Origin of the sequence: Bradyrhizobium sp. NBAIM08 (assembly GCF_020193935.1) — a bacterium.
Lineage (GTDB): Bacteria > Pseudomonadota > Alphaproteobacteria > Rhizobiales > Xanthobacteraceae > Bradyrhizobium > Bradyrhizobium yuanmingense.
Window position 1 is genome coordinate 1 of record NZ_JADYVR010000256.1, and the last position, 458, is coordinate 458.

Sequence of the window (458 nt, forward strand, 5' to 3'; positions counted from 1 at the left end):
GCCTTCAGGTCGCCACCAAACCGGTCGAGTACCGGGTTCAGGTTGGTGTCGACTTTGAGGTCGCGCTCGATGTCATTCTGAACGGTGACCACGCCCGCGACGCGTCCCGCGATCGCCGATGCGCGATCGATGTCCTCGCGCGTCGGCACCGTTCCGGTTAGCGTTACGACGCCTGCCGAAACGTGGACCGCGACGTTGCGAAGCCCTGCCACCTCGGAAAAGATGCTGCGAATTCTACCCCCGATGTCGACGTCAGAGCGCGCATCCGTACGCGCCGCAATGGCTCCTGGTGAGGACTGGGTGGACTGTTCTGTCGGAGCGGGCGTTGGAGGTAGCTCCTGCGCTGTTGCCGGGGCTACTGTCGCCGCAAGCGCTAGGAGAACCGCTGCATGGGGGAGCCGTTCGAGACGGTCAGCGAGAGAGGGACAGCAACTTGGCATGAGTGCTCAACTCATTGT

The 458-nt window shown here is 63.3% G+C and carries 1 protein-coding gene; it reads right to left on the minus strand.

From position 1 onward, the window contains the following. Positions 1–440 (minus strand): BON domain-containing protein (locus I6F37_RS46340; protein ID WP_225154283.1); only part of this gene is annotated, 440 nt, incomplete at its 3' end. Positions 441–458: the final 18 nt, after the last annotated feature.